The organism is Roseomonas aerilata DSM 19363, assembly GCF_000711725.1.
Lineage (GTDB): Bacteria > Pseudomonadota > Alphaproteobacteria > Acetobacterales > Acetobacteraceae > Roseomonas > Roseomonas aerilata.
In genome coordinates, this window is record NZ_JONP01000019.1 from 54,999 (window position 1) to 77,809 (window position 22,811).

The 22,811-nt window shown below is 73.9% G+C and carries 20 protein-coding genes and 2 riboswitches; of the genes, 16 read left to right on the forward strand and 4 right to left on the reverse strand.

Features of this window, described 5'->3' with window-relative positions; all coding sequences use genetic code 11:
* Positions 1–30 precede the first annotated feature (30 nt).
* A complete protein-coding gene (gene ispH, locus BO39_RS19650) occupies positions 31–1,038 on the reverse strand; it encodes a 4-hydroxy-3-methylbut-2-enyl diphosphate reductase (protein ID WP_043836629.1) in 1,008 nt (335 codons plus the stop codon).
* 183 nt (positions 1,039–1,221) lie between these two features.
* Here ispH and BO39_RS19655 point away from each other — a divergent pair, with 183 nt between their 5' ends.
* The 11 genes from BO39_RS19655 to BO39_RS19705 all read left to right on the forward strand — a co-directional run bounded on the left by BO39_RS19655 (position 1,222) and on the right by BO39_RS19705 (position 12,242).
* The gene (locus tag BO39_RS19655; RefSeq protein ID WP_043836631.1) at positions 1,222–1,773 is read left to right on the forward strand and encodes a hypothetical protein; all 552 of its coding nucleotides are present in this window, start codon (positions 1,222–1,224) and stop codon (positions 1,771–1,773) included.
* A 63-nt stretch (positions 1,774–1,836) separates the two neighbouring features.
* Positions 1,837–1,935: riboswitch (glycine riboswitch) on the forward strand.
* A gap of 3 nt (positions 1,936–1,938) precedes the next feature.
* Positions 1,939–2,030, forward strand: a riboswitch (glycine riboswitch).
* A gap of 63 nt (positions 2,031–2,093) precedes the next feature.
* Positions 2,094–3,203 (forward strand): glycine cleavage system aminomethyltransferase GcvT, encoded by a 1,110-nt coding sequence (gcvT, locus tag BO39_RS19660; RefSeq protein ID WP_084698284.1) that lies wholly within the window; start codon positions 2,094–2,096, stop codon positions 3,201–3,203.
* On the forward strand, positions 3,200–3,577 hold the full coding sequence (gene gcvH / locus BO39_RS19665) for a glycine cleavage system protein GcvH (RefSeq protein WP_043836635.1): 378 nt from the start codon (positions 3,200–3,202) through the stop codon (positions 3,575–3,577). The genes gcvT and gcvH overlap by 4 nt, the downstream gene beginning before the upstream one ends.
* Positions 3,574–6,477 carry an aminomethyl-transferring glycine dehydrogenase gene (gene gcvP / locus BO39_RS19670; protein ID WP_043836637.1) on the forward strand — a complete coding sequence of 968 codons (2,904 nt, stop codon included), beginning with the start codon at positions 3,574–3,576 and terminating at the stop codon, positions 6,475–6,477. The genes gcvH and gcvP overlap by 4 nt, the downstream gene beginning before the upstream one ends.
* Positions 6,474–7,055, forward strand: a complete 582-nt coding sequence (locus tag BO39_RS19675) for an NUDIX hydrolase (protein WP_043836639.1) — start codon at positions 6,474–6,476, stop codon at positions 7,053–7,055. The genes gcvP and BO39_RS19675 overlap by 4 nt, the downstream gene beginning before the upstream one ends.
* Entirely contained in the window at positions 7,052–7,516 is a 465-nt protein-coding gene (locus tag BO39_RS19680) for a GNAT family N-acetyltransferase (RefSeq protein WP_043836641.1), read from the forward strand. Before BO39_RS19675 ends, BO39_RS19680 begins: the two co-directional genes overlap by 4 nt.
* A complete protein-coding gene (locus BO39_RS19685; RefSeq protein ID WP_245615276.1) occupies positions 7,513–8,457 on the forward strand; it encodes an alpha/beta hydrolase family protein in 945 nt (314 codons plus the stop codon). Before BO39_RS19680 ends, BO39_RS19685 begins: the two co-directional genes overlap by 4 nt.
* A gap of 88 nt (positions 8,458–8,545) precedes the next feature.
* Positions 8,546–9,304, forward strand: coding sequence for an SDR family NAD(P)-dependent oxidoreductase (locus BO39_RS19690; RefSeq protein WP_043836644.1), 759 nt, complete (start codon positions 8,546–8,548; stop codon positions 9,302–9,304).
* Positions 9,305–9,949, forward strand: a complete 645-nt coding sequence (locus BO39_RS19695) for a ribonuclease HII (RefSeq protein ID WP_043836646.1) — start codon at positions 9,305–9,307, stop codon at positions 9,947–9,949.
* Positions 9,950–10,065: 116 nt separating this feature from the next.
* Positions 10,066–11,151: a site-specific DNA-methyltransferase gene (locus BO39_RS19700; protein ID WP_043836692.1), complete on the forward strand. Its 1,086-nt coding sequence runs from the start codon at positions 10,066–10,068 to the stop codon at positions 11,149–11,151.
* A gap of 116 nt (positions 11,152–11,267) precedes the next feature.
* Positions 11,268–12,242 (forward strand): Bug family tripartite tricarboxylate transporter substrate binding protein, encoded by a 975-nt coding sequence (locus tag BO39_RS19705; RefSeq protein ID WP_043836649.1) that lies wholly within the window; start codon positions 11,268–11,270, stop codon positions 12,240–12,242.
* A gap of 345 nt (positions 12,243–12,587) precedes the next feature.
* On the opposite strand, the gene BO39_RS19710 is transcribed toward BO39_RS19705, so the two are convergent.
* Positions 12,588–13,109 carry a biotin transporter BioY gene (locus tag BO39_RS19710; RefSeq protein WP_043836650.1) on the reverse strand — a complete coding sequence of 174 codons (522 nt, stop codon included), beginning with the start codon at positions 13,107–13,109 and terminating at the stop codon, positions 12,588–12,590.
* Positions 13,106–14,266 (reverse strand): A/G-specific adenine glycosylase, encoded by a 1,161-nt coding sequence (locus BO39_RS19715; protein WP_245615278.1) that lies wholly within the window; start codon positions 14,264–14,266, stop codon positions 13,106–13,108. Before BO39_RS19715 ends, BO39_RS19710 begins: the two co-directional genes overlap by 4 nt.
* Between BO39_RS19715 and BO39_RS19720 the strand changes: the two genes are divergently transcribed.
* The 3 genes from BO39_RS19720 to BO39_RS19730 are packed head-to-tail and all read left to right on the forward strand — an operon-like array spanning position 14,253 to position 19,601.
* Entirely contained in the window at positions 14,253–14,789 is a 537-nt protein-coding gene (locus BO39_RS19720) for a DUF721 domain-containing protein (protein WP_084698277.1), read from the forward strand. The genes BO39_RS19715 and BO39_RS19720 overlap by 14 nt on opposite strands.
* Before the next feature lie 58 nt (positions 14,790–14,847).
* Complete coding sequence (locus tag BO39_RS19725) at positions 14,848–15,459, forward strand: DsbA family protein (protein ID WP_043836651.1); 612 nt, start codon at positions 14,848–14,850, stop codon at positions 15,457–15,459.
* Positions 15,459–19,601, forward strand: a complete 4,143-nt coding sequence (locus BO39_RS19730) for a chromosome segregation SMC family protein (RefSeq protein ID WP_052402332.1) — start codon at positions 15,459–15,461, stop codon at positions 19,599–19,601. Before BO39_RS19725 ends, BO39_RS19730 begins: the two co-directional genes overlap by 1 nt.
* Positions 19,602–19,887: 286 nt before the next feature.
* On the opposite strand, the gene BO39_RS19735 is transcribed toward BO39_RS19730, so the two are convergent.
* A complete protein-coding gene (locus BO39_RS19735) occupies positions 19,888–20,874 on the reverse strand; it encodes a KpsF/GutQ family sugar-phosphate isomerase (RefSeq protein WP_043836652.1) in 987 nt (328 codons plus the stop codon).
* A 267-nt stretch (positions 20,875–21,141) separates the two neighbouring features.
* Between BO39_RS19735 and upp the strand changes: the two genes are divergently transcribed.
* Together upp and BO39_RS19745 are read left to right on the forward strand one after the other, a co-directional pair.
* The gene (upp, locus tag BO39_RS19740) at positions 21,142–21,792 is read left to right on the forward strand and encodes a uracil phosphoribosyltransferase (protein ID WP_156963783.1); all 651 of its coding nucleotides are present in this window, start codon (positions 21,142–21,144) and stop codon (positions 21,790–21,792) included.
* Positions 21,793–21,801: 9 nt separating this feature from the next.
* Positions 21,802–22,809: a YeiH family protein gene (locus BO39_RS19745; protein ID WP_052402333.1), complete on the forward strand. Its 1,008-nt coding sequence runs from the start codon at positions 21,802–21,804 to the stop codon at positions 22,807–22,809.
* Positions 22,810–22,811: the final 2 nt, after the last annotated feature.

Below are 22,811 nucleotides of genomic sequence, written 5' to 3' on the forward strand. Positions count from 1 at the left end.
AGCCCGGGCAGGGCGGCAAGGGGCCGCCTGCTACTCCACTGTCGCGGTGCGGGGCGTGCGGAGCGGGCGGGGGAGGTTGAAGATGATCTTCTCCTCCGCGACCGTCACGTCCTCGATCGTCACGTCGAAGCGCTCGCGCAGGCGGGCCACCACCTCCTCCACGAGCACCTCGGGCGCGCTCGCGCCCGCCGAGATCCCGATGGTGCGGAGGCCGTCGGCCAGCGCCGGGTCGAAGTCCCGGCCGCGCGGCACCAGCACGGCGCGCGGGCAGCCGGCGCGCTCCGCCACTTCGCGCAGGCGCACGGAGTTGGACGAGTTGGCGGCGCCCACTACGACGATCAGCTCGCAGCGCTCCGCGATCGCCTTCACCGCCGCCTGACGGTTAGTGGTGGCGTAGCAGATATCCTCCTTCACCGGGGCCGAGAGCTCCGGGAAGCGGCGGCGCAGCACGTCCAGCACCTCGGCGGTGTCATCGACCGAGAGCGTGGTCTGGGTCGCATAGGCCAGCGGACCGGGCGGCGGCTGCACGGTCGCGGCCTGCTCGGCGTCCTCCACCAGGGTCACGGCGCCCGGCGGAAGCTGCCCCATGGTGCCGACCACCTCCGGATGGCCGGCATGGCCGATCAGCAGGATGTGGCTGCCGCCCGCGAAATGGCGCTCGGCCTCGCGGTGGACCTTGCTCACCAGCGGGCAGGTGGCATCGAGGTAGAGCATTTGCCGCGCATCGGCGGCGGCGGGCACGGAGCGCGGCACGCCGTGGGCGGAGAAGATGACGGGCTGCCCGTCGTCCGGGATCTCGTCCAGCTCCTCCACGAAGACGGCGCCCTTAGCCTGCAGGCCCTCCACCACGAAGCGGTTGTGGACGATCTCGTGGCGGACATAGACGGGGGTGCCGTAACGCTCGATCGCCAGCTCCACGATCTTGATGGCGCGGTCCACCCCGGCGCAGAAGCCGCGCGGGCCGGCGAGCAGAACGGTCAGGGGGGGCTTCGCCGGGGCCTGGAGGCCCGTCGGGCGAGGGTTTGCGGTCTGGTCCATGGCGTGCGACTTGGTCCTTCGGCGCCGGCGCGAACAGCCCCCGGCCGGACCGTGGGCGCGTTCTATCTAGCCGCCCAGGGGCCCGCCGCCCAGGGCGTGAGCCGCGCGGCCGCCGCAATTCTCCCAGGCGATGCCCTGGGGCGTCATCCTGCCGTTGCCCCCTGGGCCAGGAGTGCCTCCCGCGTGATCCGATTCGCCCGCCCCGCCGCCTTCGCTCTTCTCGCCCTGCCGCTCCTCGCCGGCTGCGGCGGCCGCGGCAGCGTGCTCACCCAGCGCCCGCAGGCGCCCTGCCCGCGCGTGGCCCTCCTGGCCGAGGCCGTGGACCTGACTCGTTACCGCCAGGGCGCGCGGCCCGACCTCCCGGCCATGGAGGTGGATGCCCGGATGACCGGCTTCGGGGCGCGCTGCGACTACGCCCCGCGCGACGCCGGGCTGGACGTGACCGTACAGGTCGAGTTCACCGCCGAGCGCGGCCCCGCCGCCACGGGCACCACCTTCGACCTGCCCTACGTCGTCGGTGTGACCGACGAGAGCGAGGAGCGGGTGCTGAACAGCGGCACCGACACCCTTCGCGTCTCCTTCAACGGCAGTGAGCGCCGGACCCTCGCCCGCGGCGAGGAGATGCTGGTCCGCATCCCCGGCGACGTCCGTCGGGCGGCGGAGAAGGTGGTGCTGATCGGTTTCCAGCTCACCCCGGAGCAGCTGGCGGCCAACCGGCGTCGCGGCGTCCGCTAGCGGCGGAGGTTGCGGACGGAGGTTGCGCGGGGCGCCGCATTCGGGCACGAGTCCTCTACCCGCTGATTCCGCGCGGGAGAGAGGGGGCTGGCCCGGCCCGCCCCCCGCCGAAGGCGCAACCGGCCCCCGGAAACGCTCAGGCAAAAGGACCGCGCGGGGAAGGGGCCTCTGGAAAGCCCGCTGCCGGAAGGCCGCGGCACCGACGGAGTAAGGGCCGGGTTCACCCCACCCGAATCTCTCAGGTCTCGGGACAGAGGGGGGCCACGATCTGAACCGGCCGCATCCGCGGCTCTGGGGGATTTGTGGCCGAGACGGAAAGCTTGCTCGAAACGCCGCTGGCCGGCCTGCACCGCGAGTTGGGCGGGCGCATGGTTGGCTTCGCCGGCTACGCGATGCCCGTGCAGTACACGACCGGCATCATGGCGGAACACCTCGCCTGCCGGTCCTCGGCCGCGCTGTTCGACGTCTCCCACATGGGCCAGGCGGAGCTGCGGGGCGAGGGCGCCGCGGCCGCGCTGGAGCGGGTGACGCCCGCCGAGATCGGGGCGCTCCGCTCCGGCCGGCAGCGCTACGCCCTGCTGATGAACGAATTCGGTGGCATCGTGGACGACTTCATGGTCGCCAATCTCGGCGACCGGCTGTTCCTCGTTCTGAACGCCTCCCGCAAGGCGGTGGACCTTGAGGCCATCGGTGCCGCCTTGCCGGCGGGCGTCGCGCTGGTGCCCCGGCCGGACCGCGCGCTGCTGGCCCTCCAGGGGCCGGGGGCGGAGGCGATCCTCGCGGGGCTCGCCGAAGGGGTGGCCGCGATGCCCTTCATGGGGGTGCTGGAAACCGCGGTTGCCGGCATCCCCGCCCTGGTCACCCGTTCCGGCTATACCGGGGAGGACGGCTTCGAGATCGGCATCCCCGCCGAGGGTGCCGAGGCGGTGGCCCGCGCCCTGCTGGCAGCCGGTGCCGCGCCGGCCGGGCTCGGCGCGCGGGACAGCCTGCGGTTGGAGGCCGGGTTGCCCCTCTACGGCCAGGACATCGACGAAACGACCTCCCCGGTGGAGGCCGCGCTCACCTTCAGCATCGGCAAGCGCCGGCGCCTCGCCTGGGACTTTCCGGGCGCGGAGCGGGTGCGCGAGGAACTGGACAGCGGCCCGAAGCGCCTCCGCGTCGGCATCCTGCCGGAAGGTCGCCAGCCCGCGCGCGCCCATACGCCGATCGCCCAGGCTGGCGTGACGGTCGGCGAGGTGACCAGCGGCGGCTTCGGCCCCTCGATCGGGGCGCCCGTCGCCATGGGCTACGCCGCCCGCGACGCGGCCCAGGATGGCACGGCGCTTGATCTGATGGTGCGCGGCAGGGCCATCCCCGCCCGCGTCGCGCCCACCCCCTTCGTTCCCCACCGCTACAAGCGCACCCCGATCCTTCAAGGAGCCGCCCTGTGAGCCAGACCCGCTTCGCCGAGAGCCACGAATGGGTGCGCCTGGATGACGGGCTGGCCGTCGTGGGCATCTCCACCCACGCCCAGGACGCGCTGGGCGATGTCGTCTTCGTGGACCTGCCCGAGCCCGGCCGGGAGGTGGAGGCCGGGGAGGCTGTGGCGGTGGTGGAGAGCGTGAAGGCCGCCTCCGACATCTACGCGCCCGTCGCCGGCACGATCGCCGCGGTGAACGCCGCCCTGGTGGACGACCCCGCCCTGGTGAACCGCGATCCGATGGGGGAGGGCTGGTTCTTCACGATCAATCCGCGCGACGCCGCCGACGCGGACAAGTTGATGGACGCCGACGCCTACGCCAAGCACGCGGAGGCCGGGAATTGAGCGCGCTCGACCAACTCGCGGCGCTGGAGGCCCCTGGCGCCTTCGCCGCCCGGCACATCGGCCCCTCCGAGGGGCAGATCGCGGCCATGCTGCGCGTCGTCGGCGCGGAGAGCCTGGAGGCGCTGGCCGCCCGCACCGTGCCCGAGGGCATCCGCGACAGCCACCTGGACGCGCTGCCGCCCCCAGTGGGAGAGGCGGAGGCCATTGCCGAGTTGCGCGCGCTGTCCGAGCGGAACACGCGCGTGAGGTCCCTCATCGGCTGCGGCTATCACGGAACGCACACGCCGCCGGTCATCCTGCGCAACGTGCTCGAGAACCCCGGCTGGTACACGGCCTACACGCCCTATCAGGCGGAACTCGCGCAGGGACGGTTGGAAGCGCTGCTGAATTTCCAGACGATGGTCTGCGACCTGACGGGCCTGCCGGTCGCCAATGCCTCGCTGCTGGACGAGGCGACGGCGGCGGCCGAGGCAATGGCGCTGGCGCATGCCGCGCATAAGGGGAAGTCCACTACCCTCATCGTCGCGCCCGACCTGCACCCGCAAACCATCGCCGTGCTGCGCACGCGCGCGGCGCCGCTCGGCCTCACGGTGGAGGTGACCGATGATCCCGCCGCCTACGCCGCGCTGAAGCCATTCGCGGTGGTGCTTTCCTATCCCGGTACGACCGGCGAGGTGCGCGACCTGGCTCCCGCCATCGCCGCTGCCCAGTCCGCGGGCGCGCTGGCGATCGTGGCGGCCGACATCCTCGCGCTGACGATCCTCACGCCGCCCGGCGAGATGGGGGCGGATGTGGTGGTCGGCAGCACGCAGCGCTTCGGCGTGCCGATGGGCTATGGCGGCCCGCACGCCGCCTATATCGGGGTGAAGGACGCGCTGAAGCGGCTGATGCCGGGGCGGCTGGTGGGCGTCTCCGTCGATGCCGCCGGGCGCCCGGCCATGCGCCTCGCGCTGCAGACCCGCGAGCAGCACATCCGGCGCGAGAAGGCGACGAGCAACATCTGCACGGCGCAGGTGCTGCTGGCCGTGATGGCCGGCATGTACGCCGTCTGGCACGGGCCGGAGGGGCTGGTCCGCATCGCCCGCCGTACGCACCTGATGGCGAGCCTTCTGGCCGATGCCGCCACACGTGCGGGCTTCGTGCTGCGCCACGAGCATTTCTTCGACACCGTCGCGATCGAGGCCGGTGACAAGGCCGAGGCGCTGATGGCCATCGCGCTGAGCGCCGGCTTTAACCTGCGCCGCGTTGATGCCGGCTGCGTCGCCATTGCTCTCGACGAGACGGTGACGCGGCAGGACCTTATCGCGCTGCTCGCCGCGCTAGGCGACGTGGCGGGCCGCGAGCGCACCGGCCTGGGCGAGCTCTCCGCGCGCGAGCGCCTGCCGGGCTCGCTCGCGCGCCGCTCCTCCTTTCTCACTGCCGCGGTCTTCCACGCGCACCGCTCCGAGCACGCGATGCTGCGCTATCTCAAGCGGCTGGAGGACAAGGACGTCGCGCTGAACCGCAGCATGATCCCGCTGGGATCCTGCACGATGAAGCTGAACGCGACGGCGGAGATGATCCCCGTCACCTTCCCCGGCTTCTCCGACATCCATCCCTTCGCGCCCGTCGACCAGGCGCGCGGCTACATCGAGATGATCCGGCGGCTGGAGGCCTGGCTCTGCGCCTGCACCGGCTTCGCCGCCGTCTCGCTGCAGCCGAACGCGGGCAGCCAGGGCGAGTATGCGGGCCTGCTGACCATCCGCGCCTTTCATGCCGCGCGCGGCGAGGGCGGGCGCGACATTTGCCTCATCCCGTCCTCCGCGCACGGCACCAACCCGGCCTCCGCCGCCATGGCGGGGATGCGCGTGGTGGTGGTGGGCTGCGACCGGGATGGGAACGTCGATCTTGGCGATCTCCGCGCGAAGATCGAGCAGCACGCGGCGAAGCTGGCCGCACTGATGGTCACCTATCCCAGCACCCACGGTGTCTTCGAGGAGGGCATCCGCGACATCTGCGAGGCTGTCCACGCCGTAGGCGGGCAGGTCTACATGGACGGCGCGAACATGAACGCGCAGCTCGGCCTCACCAGCCCGGCCGCGATCGGCGCGGACGTGTGCCACCTCAACCTGCACAAGACCTTCTGCATCCCGCATGGCGGTGGCGGCCCCGGCGTCGGCCCCATCGGCGTTGCGTCCCACCTCGCGCCCTTCCTGCCCAACCACCCGATGCTGGCCGAGGCCGGGCCGGCGACGGGCTTCGGCCCCGTCTCCGCCGCGCCCTTCGGCAGCGCGAGCATCCTGCCGATCTCCTACGCCTATATCCGCATGATGGGCGCAGCCGGGCTCACGCGGGCGACCGAGGTCGCCATCCTGTCCGCCAACTACGTGGCGCGGCGGCTGGAGGGGCACTACCCCGTGCTCTACCGCGGCAGCCAGGGGATGGTGGCGCACGAGTGCATCCTCGACTGCCGCGGCTTCCAGCAGGGTGGCGGCGTGATGGTGGAGGATATCGCCAAGCGGTTGCAGGATTACGGCTTCCACGCCCCCACCATGTCCTGGCCTGTCGCCGGCACGCTGATGGTGGAGCCCACCGAGAGCGAGCCGCAGGAGGAGCTGGACCGCTTCTGCGACGCCATGATCGCCATCCGCGAGGAGATCCGCGCGGTGGAGACGGGCCGCGCGGACCGCGCCGACAACCCGCTGAAGAACGCGCCGCACACCGCCGCCGAGGTCATGGCCGAGAGCTGGCCCCACCCCTACACGCGCGAAGCGGCCGCCTTCCCGCTGCCCTGGGTGGCCGCGAACAAGTACTGGCCGCCCGTCAAGCGCGTGGACAACGTCTATGGCGACCGCAATCTCGCCTGCACCTGCGCGCCGCTCGAAGCCTATGCGGAGAGCCCGAAGGTCGCGGCGGAGTGACGGCCGACCCTAAGCCCTGGGAGGTCCTCTCCTCCCGCACGGCGCTGCGCGACCGCTGGATCGACGTGACCGCGGACGCCGTGCGGGATGCGCGCGGCAACGTGCTCGATCCCTTCTACACCCTTTCCTATCCGGACTGGGTGCACGTCGTCGCCATCACGCCCGCGGATGAGCTGGTGCTGGTACGCCAGTATCGCCACGGCGCCCGCGCCTGGACGCTGGAACTGCCGGCCGGCGCCATCGACAAGGCCGATGCCGACCCCGCCGCCGCCGCCGCGCGCGAGCTGCGGGAGGAAACCGGCTACACCGCGCCCGCCTACCGCCATCTCGGCGGGCTGAGCCCGAACACGGCCACCCATCGCAACCGCGCCCATTCCGTGCTCGCCCTCGGCGCCACCGCGACCCACCCCACCGCGCATGAGGTGGGTGAGGACATCTCCGTGGAGCTCTGGCCGTTGGCACGCGTGCTGGCGGGGCTGGGGGAGGGGCTGATCGCGCAGTCGATGCACACGGCCTCGCTGCTCCTGGCCCTGCACGCCGCGGGGCGCCTCGACTTCAGCCTGAAGGACGCCCCGTGACCGGATTCCGCATCGTCCCCGTGGAGGCGCGGCACCGCGCCGACTGGGACCGGCTCTACGCCGGCTATGCCGAGTTCTACGGCGTGACGCAGACGCCGGAGATGCGCGACCGCGTCTGGTCCTGGCTGCACGACCCCGCCCATGAGTCCTGCGGCCTGGTGGCGGAGGACGAGGCGGGCCGCGCCGTCGGCCTCGCCCATTTCCGCCCCTTCGCCCGTCCGCTCTCGGCCAGCACGGGCGGCTACCTGGACGATCTCTTCGTCGATCCCCAGATGCGGGGCCCCCAGATGGATGGACGGCGCGTGGCCGACGCGCTGATCGAAGCCATCGCCGAGGAAGGCCGCAGGCGCGGCTGGAGCGTCATTCGTTGGATCACCGCCGAGAGCAATGCCCGCGCCCGTGCCGTCTACGACCGGGTCGCGAAGCTGACGCCGTGGCGGACCTACGACATCCCGCTTTGAACCGTCGGGCGCTGCTCGCGGCGCCCGCGCTGCTGCCCTTCCTCGCCGCGCCGGGCTGCGCGGCCATCCCTTCGGCGAACCAGAAGCCGGCGGAGGCCCGCATCACCGAAACCCGCACCATCTGGCGCGACGCCGCCCGCGCGCGCGACATCCCCGTGCTGATCCGCGCGCCGGCCGGCACCGGCCCGGCGCCGGCAGTCATCCTCTCGCACGGGCTCGGCGGCTCGCGGGAGGGGCTGGGCTATCTCGGCCGCGCCCTGACCGAGGCGGGCTACCTCACCATCCACCTCCAGCACATCGGCTCGGACGACAGCCTCTGGCGCGGTGCCAATGCGCCCGGCCTCGCCGCCGGGGCGCTCGACGTGCAGGCCGCGCTGAACCGGCTGCTGGACGTGAAATACGCCCTCTCCACCCTTCCCGAGCGGGCAGATCCCACGCGGCTGGCGATCGCCGGCCACTCCTACGGCGCCTGGACCGTGCAGCACATGCTGGGCGAGCGCCTTCCCGGCGGCGATCGCGGCCTCGGCCTGCCCGATTCGCGCCTGAAGGCCGGGATCGCCCTCTCGCCCATTCCCGCCATCGGCCTGCCGCCGCGCCTGGCCTATGCGGGCATCGCGGCCCCGCTGCTGCACGTCACCGGCACCGAGGACCACGGTTTCATCGAGGGCATCCGTGCCCCCGCCCGCCGTGCGCCTTTCGAGGGCTCCACCAATGCCGGCGCCCTGGCGGTGCTGCGCGGCGCCGCCCATGCCAGCTTCGCGGACGAGGCGGAGGCCGGCGGCCGCTATGCCGATGCTACCTACCACGCTCGCACCGCCGCACTCTCCGTCACCTTCCTCGACGCGGTGCTGCGCGGGGACACGGTGGCCGCGGCCACGCTCCGCGGCGGGGCCGGGACGCTGCTCGGGCCAGGGGACGAGCTCGTCACGCGCGGGCTCTGACCATACCGGCCCCTTTCGCCCCGCTTCAGCTTCACCCTTCCCTCCGCCGCCGTCCCGCGCGAATCTGCGCGGGCTGACAGGAGCCCCCATGCCCCGTTACGACCTCGCCGGACGCGCCGCCCTGGTGACCGGCGCCGCCTCCGGCATCGGCCTTTCCACCGCGAAGGAGTTGGCGGCCAATGGCTGCGCGGTCGCGCTCAACTTTCTGCCCGGCGATCCCCGGGGCCCCGAGGCCGCGCGCGCGATCCGGGCCACCGGCGCCACGGCGGTTGAGGCTCCCGGGGCCATCGGCGGCGGCGAGGAGGCAGCGATGGTGGAGGCCGCCGTCGCCGCCCTCGGCCGGCTGGACCTGCTCGTCAACAACGCGGGCACGCCGGGTGTCACCCGCACCATCCCCGGCCACGCGCTGGACGATATCACCGACGGGTTGTGGGACGCGGTGCTGGACACGAACCTCGTCGGTCTGTTCCGCGTGACGCGCGCCGCCGTGCCGGCGCTGCGAGCGTCGCGCGGCGCGGTGGTGAGCCTCGCCTCCGTGGCGGGGCTCTCGGGTCGCGGCTCCTCCATGGCCTATGCCGCCAGTAAGGCGGGAGTGATCGCGCTGACGAAGCATCTCGCCCGCGGACTCGGCCCGGAGATCCGCGTGAACGCCGTGGCCCCCGGTGCCGTGGACAGCCCCTGGCAGATCGAGTGGACGGAAGAGCAGCGCACGCAGTCGATCGCCGCGGCACCGATGGGCCGCCGTTGCACGCCCGAGGACATCGCGGAGGCGATCCTTTTCCTCGGTTGCGCCGGCGCGATGATCACCGGCCAGACGCTGACGGTGGACGGGGGCCTGCTCCTCTAGATGGCGCGCCGCGCAGTGTCCGGACCGGATTTCTCCCTCGAAGCAGCTCATGGCGGCACGGTTGCGGGCGTGGACGAGGCCGGGCGCGGCCCCTTGGCCGGCCCGGTCCTGGCCGCCGCGGTCCTCTTCCCCGTGCCGCCGCCCGCCGCCCTCGCCACCCTGCTGGACGACAGCAAGCGGCTGGACGCCCGCCGGCGGGAGGCTGCCCATGACGCGCTGCTGGAAGCGGCGGCGGCGGGCGTGGCGCTGATCGGCCTCGGCGCCGCCAGCGCCGCCGAGATCGGCCGGTTGAACATCCTGCGTGCCACCCACCTCGCCATGGCTCGCGCCATCGGCCGCCTCGCGGTCCGCCCGGCGCTCGCCCTGGTGGACGGCAATGCGCCACCCCCACTCTCCTGCGCCGTCCGCTGCGTGGTCGGCGGGGACGGCCTCTCCCTCTCCATCGCCGCGGCCTCGATCATGGCCAAGGTGGTGCGGGACCGGGCGATGGCGCGGCTTGACGCCCGCTGGCCCGGCTACGGCTTCGCGCGCCACGCGGGCTACCCCACCGCGGCCCATCGGGAGGCCTTGGCGCGGCTTGGCCCCAGCCCGCATCACCGGCGCGGATTCAGCCCCGTCGATCAAGCCGTTCTGGCACTTTCTTGACGCGGCGACTCCTGCATGGGCATGGTGGGCCGGGGGCTGGGCCCGACGCGACGCGGGGGCGCCGCGCCGCGCCGGCGGATGGGGCCCCGGTTCATGAGGCAGGGGACTTGGCGCGCGTGGGAACGGGGCTTGACCTGCCGCTGGACAGCGTGATCCGCGGCGACTGCATCGAGAGCCTGCGCCGCCTGCCGCCCGCCTCGGTCCACGCGATCTTCGCCGACCCCCCCTACAACCTCCAGCTCAAGACCGAGCTGCGCCGCCCCGACGACAGCTTGGTGGACGGCGTGGACGATGCCTGGGACCGCTTCGACGATCTCGCCACCTACGACCGGTTCACGCGCGAGTGGCTGACCGAGTGCCGCCGCGTGCTGCGGCGGGACGGCACGATCTGGGTGATGGGGTCCTACCACAACGTCTTCCGCCTCGGCGTCGCGCTGCAGGATCTCGGCTTCTGGATCCTGAACGATGTGGTGTGGCGGAAATCCAACCCCATGCCGAACTTCCGCGGCCGCCGCTTCACCAACGCGCACGAGACCCTCATCTGGGCCGCGCGCGGGGAAGAGAGCCGCTACCGCTTCAACTACGCCGCCATGAAGTCGATGAACGACGACAAGCAGATGCGGAGCGACTGGCTCATCCCGCTCTGCACCGGCAACGAGCGGCTGCGCGGCGCCGACGGCGCGAAGCTGCACCCGACGCAGAAGCCCGAGGCGCTGCTGCACCGCGTGATTCTCTCCTGCACGGCGCCCGGCGAGGTGGTGCTCGATCCCTTCCTCGGCACCGGCACGACGGCCGCGGTCGCGAAGCGTCTCGGCCGGCGCTACATCGGGCTTGAGCGCGACCCCGGCTACGCGGACGCGGCCGAGGCGCGGCTGGCGACGATCGAGCCGCTCTCCGAGAGCGTGGCGCTCGCGCTTCCGGCCAAGCGCGAGCAGCCGCGCATCCCCTTCGGCGCCCTGGTCGAGCGCGGGCTGGTCCCGCCGGGCACGAAGCTGTGGGACCGTCACCGCCGCTGGCAGGCCGAGGTGGGCGTGGACGCCACGCTCCGCTGCGGGCGCGTGGCGGGTAGCATCCATCAGGTAGGGGCCGCGGTGCAGGAGGCTCCCTCCTGCAATGGCTGGACCTTCTGGCACATCGAGCGCCGCGACGGGACGCTGCGCGTGATCGACGAGTTGCGCGCGGAGCTCGCGCCGGGCGGCTGAGCCGGCCCCTCCAGCCGCGCCTTCCGTTTGCGTCGCCCTTGATCCCCCTTCAAGCTTCCCGCGCGCCTCGCCGTATGGCGAAGGTGCCGAGAAGAGAGATGAAGGGAACGCCCAGGATGAACCGCCGCCAGCTCGTGCGAGGGGGTGTCGCCGTCGCGCTGTCGCCCCTCGCCGCGCCCGCCCTCCGCGCTCAGGGTTTCGACCATACGGTCCGCCTCATCGTCCCGAACGCGCCGGGTGGCACGAGCGACATCCTCGCCCGGCTGGTCGCGCCCGAGCTGACGCGCACGCTCGGCCAGAACGTCGTGGTGGAGAACCGCGCCGGCGCGGGCGGCAATATCGGCGCGGACGTCGTGGCGAAGAGCCCGCCCGACGGCCACACGCTGCTGCTGATGGACGTGACGACCATCGCGACCAACCCGGCGCTCTTTCCCCGGCTGCCCTTCGACAACACGAAGGACCTCGCGCCGGTCACGATGCTCATCTACGCGCCCTACATCCTCGCCGTCGCCAACAAGCTGCCGGTGCGCGATGCGGCGGGGCTGGCCGCCTTCCTTAAATCGTCGCCCCGGCCGCTGAACGCGGGCAATTCGGGCGTCGGCACCTCGTCGCACCTCACGCTCATCCAGCTCGCCGATGCCTGGGGGCGGGAGATGACGCATGTGCCCTATCGCGGCGGCGCCCCCGCGCTCACCGCCGTCGTCTCTGGCGAGGCGGACCTGACCATCGCGGGTGCCACCCAGGCCCAGGCCTATGCCACCAGCAACCAGCTGCGCGCCGTGGCCGTGACCGGCGCCCACCGCCTGGCCGCGCTGCCGGACGTGCCGACCTTCCGCGAGGTGGGCTGGCCTGCCGTCGATGCCGGCACCTGGCAGGGCGTCATGGCCCAGGGCGCCACGCCGCGCCCCCTGTTGGAGCGCCTGCACGCGGAACTGGCCGCGGCCCTGGCGCAGCCCGCCGTCGCTGCCCGTCTGAAGGACCTCGGCGGCGAGCCGCGCACGGAGGGGCCGGACCCCTTCCGCCGCTGGCTGGACCAGGAGACGGAGACCTACACGGCACTGATCCGCGCGAACAACGTGCGGCTGGATTGATGCCGGTCTGCGGAAGTCCTGAGCATACGGTGCATGTGGCGCTGGAGAGGGCTCCACCCTCTCCAGACCTCACCCGCCAAGGGCCTGAGGCCCTTGGATCCCCGTCTGGCTTTCGCGGATGCGGTGACTGAGGGCCGGTTGCGTTTCCTGCACGTGCCATCGCCTCGAGTCCACGACCCGAGGCGCACCGACTGCAGCGCATATCAAAGGGATAGAAAAAGATGATGGTGAGGGGTCCGGGGAGAGGAAGAATTCCTTCTTCCTCTCCCCGGAGTCACCAGCGACGCCAAGCCAGCACAGGCACTCGGCAATACAAGCGCCCGGAACGCGAATAGCTACGCGGGATCAGCCCCGGCGAAGCGCCCGCAACGTCGCGAAGGCCAGCGCGGTCTTCACCGCCGTACCCGGCACGAAGAGCACGAAGCCCGTCATCAGCGCGCGCTCGATTCCCACATAGCCCGAGAGCCACAGCACGCCCGGCACGAAGACCGCGAGGTGGGCTGCGGTCAGCACCAGCGCCTGGCGCGGCGCGCCCTCGCCCGCACGGCCCGCGATGAGGGCGGAGGCGACGAAGCCGAGGAGGAAGCCGGCGGTCGGGCCCATCAGCACGGCGGGGCCGGCGGTGCCCGCGGCGAAGACCGGTAGGCCCATCGCGCCCTCGGCAAGGTAGAGGATCACGGAGGCCGCCCCCAGCCGCGACCCGCCGAGCGCACCGAGCAGCAGCACCGCGAGGGTCTGCAGGGTGGCGGGCACCGGCCACATCGGCAGGCTCACCTGCGCGGAGGCCGCAAGCACCGCGGAGCCCAGCAGCGCGGAGGCGAGGAAGCGAAGCGCCGGCCGCGCTGCGAGACCCTGGATGGCCGTCATCGGGAAACCCCCTTCTTGCGGGCGCCCCGCGCCCCGGAACCCCCGCTTGCCACGCCGCCCGCGCCCTCGGCAAGCGGGCCCTCCACGAGAGTGAAAAGGCGCCGCATCGCCGTGGGCAGGGCGGCGCGCGCGGCCTCGGGCTCCATCCAGGTCATCCCCTCCGGGGCTGGTGCCTCGGATGCCTCGGCCTCCGCCAACCGCATCTCAAGATCCATATGCGTGAAGCCGTGATGCGCCACTCCAGGCCGCAGGTGCCAGGACAGGCCGGGCAGCGGCGCGTGCGGCAGGGCCTCGTCCAATTCCCAGGGTGCCTCGCGCCAGGGAGCGCCCGGTATTTCCAGCATGCCGCCGAGCAGCCCCTCCGGCGGGCGACGGCCGAGCAGCAGGCGCCCCACGGGGTCGCGCGCCAGGAAGTGCAGGCCGTAGCGCTGGCCGCGCACCGCCTTCGGGCTTTTCGCCGGCAGCGTGTCCTGAATTCCCTCCCGCTGCGCCCGGCAATCGCCCCGCCAGGGGCAGAGCGCGCAGGCCGGGCGGCGCGGCGTGCAGATGGTGGCGCCAAGGTCGAAGAGCGCCTGCACGAAATCGGATGGCCGCGCCCGCGCCACCTCCTGCTCCATGAAGCGCGCGCTGGCGGGACCGATGCGGCGGCGGGCGCCTGGCAGCGGCTCGCGGATGGCGAGAAGGCGGGCGACCACCCGCTCCACATTGCCGTCCACCGGCACGGTCGGCCGGTCGAAGGCGATGGCGGCCACGGCGGCGGCGGTATAGGCACCAATCCCCGGCAGCGCGCGCAGCCCTTCCTCGGTGTCCGGGAAGCCGCCCCGCGCCACCACCGCCCGCGCGGCCGCGTGCAGGTTGCGGGCGCGGGCGTAGTAGCCGAGCCCCGCCCATTCCGCCGCCACTTCCTCCCAGGGCGCCGCGGCCAGGGCTGCCACGTCCGGGAAACGCTTGAGGAAGCGGGCGTAGCGCGGCCCGACGGTCGCGACGGTCGTTTGCTGAAGCATCACCTCCGAGAGCCAGATGCGGTATGGATCGGCCTCGGTGCGGGCCTCGCCCGGTGGCGGGGCGGCGACGCGCCAGGGCAGGCTGCGGCGGTGGCGGTCGTACCAGGCCAGCAGCGGGACGGCGGAGGGGGGATCGGGAATGACGTCGGACAAGGCGGGAGCAGGGGAGGGGGCGACGCGCCCGAAGGCAAGCCCCCCGCGCCGGAGCACGGCGCGCGGGCCGCTTCCCTATGAGGAGCCGCGGCCGGAACTCGGCCTGCGCCCGCTCGGCGCCCTCGTGCCGCGCCTCACCCGCCCCGCCTTCAAGCGGCGCAGCCCGGCGGGCGCGTTGCTGATGGCCGAGTGGACGGAGATCGTCGGCCCCGCCATTGCCGCCGTGACGGTGCCGCGGCGGCTCACGGGCAGCACACTCACCATCGGCTGCTCGGGCCCCATCGCGATGGAATTGCAGCATCTCGGGCCGCAGCTCATCGGGCGGATCAATGCGGCGCTTGGCGCCGTCACGGTGGAGGCGCTGCGCTTCGTCCAGCAGGCGCCCAACGCACCGCGCAAGGCGCCCGCCAAGCCTTCGGCGCCCCTGCCCGAAACCGTTCGTGGCGCGCTGGACACGGTCGGCAACGCTCCACTCCGGGATGCCCTGGCAAGATTGGCCCGCGGGGTTTATCGAGCCCGCTGAGACGCTCCGAACCTCGTGATCGGCCAGATCGGCCCGCCAGCATGGGAACTCCGTGACGATGCGCATCGCCCGCCGCAGCCTTCTCCTCGCCGCCCCCTCGGTCGCGCTGGTGCCCTCCCTCGCTCTCGCCCAGGCGCCCGTGGCCGATCCGCGCCTCGGCGAGCGCTCGGCCGGCAAGCCCGAGGCGACGGCCGTGATCGAGTACTTCTCCCTCACCTGCTCCCACTGCGCGGACTTCCACAACCGCACCTGGCCGCAGGTGAAGTCGCGGCTGGTGGACACGGGCAAGGTGCGGATGATCTGGCGCGACTTCCCGCTGGATCAGGTGGCGCTGGCCGCCGCCATGGTCGCGCGCGCCCTGCCGGCGGAGCGCTACGAGGGCTTCGTCAGCGCCCTCTTCGCCTCGCAGGATCGCTGGGCCTTCGCCCGCGGCGCCGACAACATCGCCGAGATCGCGAAGATCGCGGCGCTGGCCGGGATGAGCCGCGCGCAGGTTGACGCCGCCATTGCCGACCAGGGCCTGCAGCGCGGCATCCTGGAGAGCCGGATGAAGGCGCAGCAGGAGTTCAACGTCAGCTCCACCCCGACCTTCGTCTTCAACAACCGCCCCAGCCCCGGCGCGCTGAGCTTCGAGCGCTTCGCGGAGCTGGCGGGCGTCTCCGCCTCCTGATGGACAACCCCGCCGCGCCGTCCGGCCCTGGCATGTCCGGGGCGCTGGAAAGCCCGGCGGAGGAGGCCGAGGCCTTCGCGGGCGCGGCCTCCGGCGACCCTGCGCCAAGCGAGGCGGAGGGCGATGAGGCACGGGACGGCTTCCGCGAGCCCCGCACCGCCACGCTCGCGCGGCTCCGGATCGCCGGCTTCAAGTCCTTCGCCGAGGCGACGACGGTGGAGGTCCTGCCGGGGCTGACCGGCATCGTCGGCCCCAACGGCTGCGGCAAGTCCAACGTGGTCGAGGCGCTGCGCTGGGCCATGGGCGAGACCAACGCGCGGGCCATGCGCGGCGGGGAGATGGACGACGTCATCTTCGCCGGCACCTCCACCCGCGCCGGCCGCAACCAGGCCGAGGTGACGCTGAGCCTGGAGGAAGCGGCCGGCCTCGCGCCGCCGCCCAACTCCGAGGTGGCGGAACTCGAGATCACCCGCCGGATCGAGCGCGGTGCCGGCACGGGCTACCGCATCAACGGCAAGGAGGCGCGCGGGCGCGACGTCGCGACCCTGTTCGCCGATATCGGCTCGGGCGCGCGGGCATCGGGCATGGTCAGCCAGGGCCGCGTCTCCGCTCTCATCGGCGCGAAGCCGGAGGAGCGGCGCGGCGTGCTGGAGGAGGCCGCCGGCACCGCCGGCCTGCGCGCCCGCCGCCACGAGGCCGAGCTGAAGCTGCGGCAGGCCGAGACGAATCTTACCCGTGCCGACGACCTGCGGACTCAGCTGGAGACGCAGCGCGAATCGCTCCGCAAGCAGGCGCGGCAGGCAGCGCGCTACCGCAACCTCTCCGGCCTTACCCGCGCGGCGGAGGCGGAGTGGATGGCGCTGCTGGCCGCCCGCGCGGAGGGGCAGCTCCTCTCCGCCCGACACGCGCTCGACGCGGCGCGCGCCGCCACTCGCGCGGCTGAGGCGGCGGCCGAGGCCGCGACCCGCCGCGCCCACGCCGCCGACATGGCCCTGCCCGGCCCCCGCGCCGCCGAGGCCGCCGCCCGCACCGCGCTGGAGCGCCGCCGCGTTGAGGGCGAGGGCCTGGCCGCCGCCGAGGCCCGCGCCCGCGCAGCGCGCGACGCCGCGGCCGAGCGCCTCGCCCAGATCGAGGCCGACCACGCCCATGCCGCGACCGTCGTGCACGACGCCGAGGTAGCCCAGGCCCGCCTGACCGAGGAGGCCGAGGCCCTGGCCGGCGCCCTCGCCGCCCTGCCCGCGCGGGTGGAGGCGGCCGCGGGGGCGCTCGCCCTGGCCGAGGACGAGGCCCGCGCGGCGGAGGGCGCGGCCGAGCGCGCCGCCGAGGCCGCGTCCGACGCCGCGCTTGCCTTCGAGCGGTTGCAAGACGCCCGGCGCGGGGCGGAGACGGAGCTTCGCCGCCTGACGGCCGAGGCCGCGCGCCTGGAGGAGGAGCGGGCGAAGGCCGCCGCCGCCAATGTCTCGCCGGAGGCGCTGTCGAGCGCCACGGCCGAGGTAGAGGCCGCCGATGCCGCCCTGGCTGCCACCCGCTCGGCGCTGGAGCGCGCGGAGGCCGCCCGCGCCGAGGCCGCGCTGGCCGAGGCCGAGGCCCGCCGCGCCGCCACCGCCGCCGAAGCCGACGAGGCCGCCGCGCGCGACGCCGCCCGCGCCGCCGCCGAGCGCGCCCGCCGCGCGACCGAGGGCCATGACCGCCTCGCGCGCGAGCACGCGCAGGCCCTGGCCGCCTGCATCCCCGCCGAGCGGCAGGAGGCCGCGCGCCGCGAGGAGCGGGAGGCCGCCCGCGCTGCCGAGGCGGCTGCCGAGGCACTTTCCGATGCCGAAGGGGCGCGAGCCGCAGCGGCTGCCGCCCTTACCCGCGCCCGTACTACCGAATCGGAGGCCGGCGCCGCCCGCGCCCGTGCCGCCGCCGAGGCCCAGGGCCTGGCGGCGCTGCTGCGCGCGGGGGATGGCGGCAGCGCGGCGCCGATCCTCGATTCGGTCTCCGTGCCGCCGGGTCTGGAGGCCGCGCTGGGCGCAGCCCTCGGCGAGGCGCTGGACTGCCCGGCCAATACGGAAGCGCCGCGCCACTGGCGCAACCTGCCGCCGCTGGCCGACCTGCCCTCCCTGCCGGAGGGTGCGACGCCGCTGGCCGAGATCGTTCAGGCCCCGCCCGAGCTGGCGCGCGCCCTCTCGCAGATCGGGCTCGTAGAGGACGAGGCGCGCGGCCTCGCCATGCAGGCCAGGCTGGCGCCGGGCCAGGCTCTCGTCGCCCGCAGCGGCGGCTTCTGGCGCTGGGACGGGCTGGGCGCGAATCCCGGCGCCCCCAGCCCGGGAGCGGAGCGACTTCGCCAGCGCAACCGCCTCCGCGCCCGGGAAGCGGCACGGGACGCTGCCGACGCCGCCCTGGTGACGGCCCGCGCTGAGGCGGAGGCCGCCCGAGCCGCGGATGCCGCCGCTGCCACCGCCGATGCCGCCGCGCGAACGGCCCGGCGCGAGACCGAGGCGCGGCTCGCACGGGCCCGGCAGGAGGCGGCGCGGCTCGCCGCCGGGGCCGCGCTGGCGGATAGCCGCCTCGCTGCCCTGACCCCCGCCCTGGAACGCGCCGCCGCCGAGCGCGCGGAGGCCGAGGCCGCCCTGGAATCCGCCCGCGCCGCCCAGGCAGCCCTGCCCGACACGGCCGCGGCCCGCGCGGCGCGCGACGCCGCCGTTACTGCCCTGCGCGGCCTCGCCGCCGCCGAAGACGCCGCCCGCACTGCCCGCCGCAACGCTGAGGGCCGGCTGGACGTCGCCCGGCGGGGCCAGGCCGCGCTTGCCGCCCGCGCCGCGGCCGCCGAGGGGCGGCTGGCGGCGCTGGAGCCGCAGATCGCGCGGCTGGCCGATCAGCGCGTCCAGGCCGAGGCCGCGCGCACGGCCGTGGAGGCCTCCGGCGCCGACCTGACCGATCCCGAGGCCGCCCGCGCCACCGCGCTGGCCGCCCGCACTGCCCTGGCCGAAGCCCGTCGCCGCGAGGCCGAAGCGGGAGCCGAGCGCCGCGCGCTGGAGGCCGAGGCGGAGCGCCTTGCCACCCGCCGCGCCGCGCTGGAGGGGGAGGAGGCCTCCTGGGGCGCCCGCCGCGCCGATGCCAGCGCGCGGCTGATCGCCCTCGCGGCCCGGCGGGAGGCCGCGGCGACCGAGGCCGCCGCTGTGGCCGACGAGCCCGAGCAGGCCGCCGCCCTGCTCGCCGGCGCGGCGCGGATGCTGGCCGAGGTCGAGTCCGCGCACACCAAGGCCGCCGCCGCCCTCGCCGCCGCCGAGGCCGAGGCGCGCGCCGCCGCCGAGGCGCGCCGCTTAGCCGACGCCGCCTTCGCCGCCGCCCGCGAGGCCCAGGCCCGCGCCGACGGCACCGCGGCCCGCGCCGAGGACGAGGGCCGCGCCGTCGCCACCCGCATCATGGAGCGCCTGGGCCCCGACACCGAGCTGCCGGACCCTCCCGAGGACCTCTCCGACGCCGCCGAGGAGCGCGCCCGCCGCAAGGCCGAGCGCCTGGCGCGCGAGCGCGAAGAGATGGGCCCCGTCAACCTCCGCGCCGAGGTGGAGATGGCGGAGGTGGAGGAGCGGCTGGCCAATCTTGAGCGCGAGCGGGAGGAGATTGGCCACGCCATCGCCAAGCTCCGCGGCTCGATCGGCCACCTCAACCGCGAGGGGCGGGAGCGGCTGCGGGCCGTGTTCGACCGCGTGGACACCGAGTTCCGCGCCCTCTTCACCCGCCTCTTCGGCGGCGGCCGGGCGCATCTGGCCCTCGTCGGCTCCGACGACGTGCTGGAGGCGGGGCTCGAGATCTATGCGGAGCCGCCGGGCAAGAAGCTCTCCGCGCTCTCTCTCCTCTCGGGCGGGGAGCAGGCGCTGACCGCGCTCTCGCTTATCTTCGCGGTGTTCCGCTGCCAGCCGGCGCCGGTCTGCGTGCTGGACGAGGTGGACGCGCCGCTGGACGACGCGAATGTCGAGCGGCTCTGCGGCCTGCTGGAAGCCATGGCCGAGGGCGGCACGCGCTTCCTCGTCGTGACGCACCACCCGCTGACCATGGCGCGCATGCACCGGCTTTACGGCGTGACAATGCAGGAACGCGGGGTGTCGCGGCTGCTCTCGGTGGATCTCGGCCGGGCGGTGGAGATGGTAGAAGCCTGATCGCGGGGCGGCGCGGGCGGCACCAGGGAGAGGGAGAAGGAATTCTCCCTCTCCCCGGACCCCTCGCCCTCATCTTTGTTTTCGAGGCTCCGCGGAAGGTTCGGCGGCCGGTGCGCCTCGGGTCCATGACCCGAGGTGGCGGCAGCGGCTGTTCAGGCCTGGAAGACGCGTGCTCGCCTGCGGGACATTCCGCGAAGCCTCGAGGAAAAAGATGAGTGGGGGGCCGGGGGAGAGAATTCTTTCTCTCCCCCGGGACCACCAGCGCTTCCGCCGGGAGATGGACCCCTCAGGCCACCCCGATCCGCAGCAGGTCGTGCAGGTGCAGGATTCCCGCCGGCCGTCCGTCTTCCAGCACGAAGAGGCTGGTGATGCGCCGCTCGTTCATCAGGTGCAGCGCCTCCTCGGAGAGGGCGTCGGGGCCGATGGTGCGAGGGTTGCGGGACATGGCCTCGCGCACCGGCCCGTCCACGAAGCCGGCCTGGAAGGCGCGGCGGAGGTCGCCGTCGGTGACCACCCCGACCAGGCGGCCCTCCCGGTCTACCACCGCCGTGGTACCGAAGCGCTTGCCGGTCATCTCCATGATGGCGCGGGAGAGAGAGGCGTCCTCCGGCACGGTCGGCACGGCGTCGCCCGCGTGCATCACATCCCGCACGCGGCGGAGCTGTGAGCCGAGCTTGCCGCCGGGGTGGAAGCGCCGGAAGTCCTGCGCCGAGAAGCCGCGGCGGGAGAGGAGCGCGACAGCCAGCGCGTCGCCGATCGCCATCTGCATGGTGGTGGAGGTGGTGGGGGCGAGGCCGTTCGGGCAGGCCTCCGGCATCACCGGCAGGACAAGGGGGATGTCGGCCCCGGCGCCGAGCGCGCTTTCCGACCGCGCGGTGATGGCGACGAGGGTGATACCCCAGCGCCGGGTGTAGGCGATGATATCAGCCAGTTCCGGCGCCTCGCCCGACCAGGAGAGGGCGAGGACCACGTCGTCGTCGGCAATCATGCCGAGGTCGCCGTGGCTGGCCTCTGCCGGGTGCACGAAATAGGCGGGGGTGCCGGTGGAGGCGAGGGTGGCCGCGATCTTGCGGCCGACATGGCCGGACTTGCCCATGCCCGTCACCATCACCCGCCCGCCGGTGCCGCCGATGGCCGCGACCGCGCGCTCGAAGGCGGCGCCGAGAGGGCCGTCCATGGCCGCGCGCAGCGCCTTCAGCCCCTCGGCTTCCAGCAGGAGGGTGCGGCGCGCGTCGTCGAGGGCCGAAGGGGGAGAGGGAGGGTGCTGGTCCATGGCCGTGTTCCTCGCGTGGCTGAGGGGCGCCGGCCGCGCGAGGCCCGGTCCGACACCCGGTATCGGGGGCGCCGTATAGCGGGGCGGGGGGCGATGGGCGACCCCTGGCGTCGCCCGAGGTCGTCTCCGGCACGGCGCCCGTTATGACCCGCGGCGCGCCACGAGCCGGGGTGCCCTTCGCCGCAGCCCGATCCCGCGCTATGGGCAAGCCCCGGGCCCGCCCTCATGATGGGCCCGCTGGCGGAGGCGAGGCGGCGCGACATGGCCATGGACAGGGATGGGGCGATGCACCCCCGGTTGACGGTCCTCACCCATCCCCTGGTGCAGCACAAGCTGACGATCATGCGCCGGCGGGAGACCTCCACCGGGGAGTTCCGGGCGCTGGCGCGCGAGGTCAGCCTGCTGATGGCCTATGAACTGACGCGCGACCTGCCGATCCAGAACGTGCCCATCGACACGCCGCTGGAGCCAATGATGGCGCCCGCCATCGCCGGCAAGAAGCTCTGCATCGTCTCCATCCTGCGCGCCGGGGACGGGATCGCGGCGGGGATGCTGGACCTCGTGCCCTCGGCGCGGGTGGGACATGTGGGCCTCTACCGCGACCCCGTGACCCACCGGCCGGTGGAGTACTACCTCAAGCTGCCCGAGGATGTGGCGGAGCGGCTGGTGATCGTGGTGGACCCGATGCTGGCCACCGGCCACTCGGCCGCGGCCGCCCTCGACCGGCTGCGGCGTGCCGGCTGCACGAACATGCGCTTCGCCTGCCTGCTGGCCGCGCCCGAGGGGCTGAAAGTGCTTGGCGAGGCGCATCCGGACGTGGAGGTCTTCACCTGCGCGGTGGACCGGGCGCTCGACGAGCACGCCTATATCCGCCCCGGCCTCGGCGATGCCGGGGACCGGTTGTTTGGCACGAAATAGGCGCGCCGCATGACCCGTCTCGCGCCCGGCGTCCTTCTCTGCGTCGGGGTGACGCTCGCGGCGGTAGTCCTCTCGCGGATCGAGGCCGCCCTCTTCGGCCACGCCTGGCTGGAGGCGCTGGTGCTGGCCATCCTGCTCGGCGCCGCCATCCGCACGTCCTGGTCGCCCGGGCCGCGCTGGAAGCCCGGCATCGACTTCTCCGCTAAGGTCCTGCTGGAAGTAGCGGTGGTGCTGCTCGGCGCCTCGCTGAGCGCGGCGACGGTACTGGCGGTGGGGCCGGCGCTGCTGCTCGGCATCGCGGTGGTCGTCGCGGTGGCGATCGCGGTGAGCTACGGCCTCTGCCGCCTCTTCGGCCTGCCCGTGCGGATGGCGGTGCTGGTGGCCTGCGGGAACTCGATCTGCGGTAACTCGGCCATCGCGGCGGTGGCGCCCGTGGTGGGGGCGGACGGGAAGGAGGTGGCTTCCTCCATCGCCTTCACCGCCGTGCTGGGCGTGATCGTCGTGCTGCTGCTGCCCCTGCTGGTGCCGGCGCTGGGGTTGAGCCTCGGGCAGTACGGGGTCCTGGCGGGGTTGACGGTTTATGCGGTGCCCCAGGTGCTAGCCGCGACGGCGCCGATGGGAGCGCTGAGCGTGCAGGTCGGCACGCTGGTGAAGCTCGTGCGCGTGCTGATGCTGGGACCGGTGGTGGTGGTGCTCTCGTTCCTGGCGCCCCGGCTGCGTGGTGACGCGACGGGCAGCGGGCGCCCGCCGCTGCACCGGCTGGTGCCCTGGTTCATCCTCGGCTTCCTCGGCCTCGCCGGGCTGCGCTCGCTCGGCATGCTGCCGGAGGCGCTGCTGGCGCCGGCCGCCGCCACGGCAACCGTGCTGACGACGATCTCCATGGCGGCGCTCGGCCTCGGCGTCGATCTGCGCAGCGTCGCGCGCTCGGGCGGGCGCGTGGTAGCGGCGGCCGTCGCCTCGCTGCTCGTGCTGGGGGTGATCAGCCTCGGGCTGATCCGGCTGCTCGGCGTCGCCTAGCG

What these genes read in the sequence shown, in the direction of transcription:
- ispH (WP_043836629.1), bottom strand. Translation starts at nt 1,038, where the DNA reads ATGGACCAGACCGCAAACCCTCGCCCGACGGGCCTCCAGGCCCCGGCG.
- BO39_RS19690 (WP_043836644.1), top strand. Translation starts at nt 8,546, where the DNA reads ATGCCCCGTTACGACCTCGCCGGACGCGCCGCCCTGGTGACCGGCGCC.
- BO39_RS19695 (WP_043836646.1), top strand. Translation starts at nt 9,305, where the DNA reads ATGGCGCGCCGCGCAGTGTCCGGACCGGATTTCTCCCTCGAAGCAGCT.
- BO39_RS19705 (WP_043836649.1), top strand. Translation starts at nt 11,268, where the DNA reads ATGAACCGCCGCCAGCTCGTGCGAGGGGGTGTCGCCGTCGCGCTGTCG.
- BO39_RS19710 (WP_043836650.1), bottom strand. Translation starts at nt 13,109, where the DNA reads ATGACGGCCATCCAGGGTCTCGCAGCGCGGCCGGCGCTTCGCTTCCTC.
- BO39_RS19720 (WP_084698277.1), top strand. Translation starts at nt 14,253, where the DNA reads ATGACGTCGGACAAGGCGGGAGCAGGGGAGGGGGCGACGCGCCCGAAG.
- BO39_RS19725 (WP_043836651.1), top strand. Translation starts at nt 14,848, where the DNA reads ATGCGCATCGCCCGCCGCAGCCTTCTCCTCGCCGCCCCCTCGGTCGCG.
- BO39_RS19730 (WP_052402332.1), top strand. Translation starts at nt 15,459, where the DNA reads ATGGACAACCCCGCCGCGCCGTCCGGCCCTGGCATGTCCGGGGCGCTG.
- BO39_RS19735 (WP_043836652.1), bottom strand. Translation starts at nt 20,874, where the DNA reads ATGGACCAGCACCCTCCCTCTCCCCCTTCGGCCCTCGACGACGCGCGC.
- upp (WP_156963783.1), top strand. Translation starts at nt 21,142, where the DNA reads ATGGACAGGGATGGGGCGATGCACCCCCGGTTGACGGTCCTCACCCAT.
- BO39_RS19745 (WP_052402333.1), top strand. Translation starts at nt 21,802, where the DNA reads ATGACCCGTCTCGCGCCCGGCGTCCTTCTCTGCGTCGGGGTGACGCTC.